Origin of the sequence: Mesorhizobium sp. M4B.F.Ca.ET.203.01.1.1, assembly GCF_004791025.1 — a bacterium.
Taxonomy (GTDB): domain Bacteria; phylum Pseudomonadota; class Alphaproteobacteria; order Rhizobiales; family Rhizobiaceae; genus Mesorhizobium; species Mesorhizobium abyssinicae.
In genome coordinates this window covers 1-422 of the sequence record NZ_SRUO01000073.1, presented here as the reverse complement: position 1 = coordinate 422, position 422 = coordinate 1, and the positions used below count along the sequence as shown (strand labels likewise).

The 422-nt window shown below is 69.7% G+C and carries 1 protein-coding gene; it reads right to left on the bottom strand.

Features of this window, described 5'->3' with window-relative positions; genetic code table 11:
• Positions 1-104: 104 nt before the first annotated feature.
• Positions 105-362: an RnfH family protein gene (locus EN846_RS33670; protein WP_135928106.1), complete on the bottom strand. Its 258-nt coding sequence runs from the start codon at positions 360-362 to the stop codon at positions 105-107.
• Positions 363-422 lie beyond the last annotated feature (60 nt).

The following is a 422-nucleotide window of genomic DNA, read 5'->3' as shown; positions in this document are numbered from 1 at the left end:
CTGGCCCAGCAGACCGTGCGCCAGTTCGGCCGCAACCTGCCGAAGGACACGAAGAAGAAGGGCCGCTGAGCCCCCCGCCCGTCCGCAACGACGGGTTGCCTGGATCAACCGCCGAGCGCGCGACGCCGGCGGTTGTCCTTTGGATCGGCCAGCAGCGGGCGCAGCAGTTCGATGCGGTCGCCATCCAGCAGCACCTGCTGCGGACGCGCCAGGACGCCGTGCACGGCAGTGGCCGGACAATCGGCACTGCCTTCCAGCGCCGCAGCGGCAATGGCGTCGGCCACGGTGGCACCCTCCTCCAGTTTCAGTCGGCGCGACAGCACCCGCTGTGGCCAGGCCAGTACCACCTCGACCTCGATCATCGCTCAGGCCTCGTCGGCGACGCGGATGAAGTCGTTGACCATGCGGTCGGCCAGGGTCTG

Excerpts from the sequence above, each read along its gene's own strand:
- EN846_RS33670 (WP_135928106.1), bottom strand. The coding sequence starts at position 362 with ATGATCGAGGTCGAGGTGGTACTGGCCTGGCCACAGCGGGTGCTGTCG.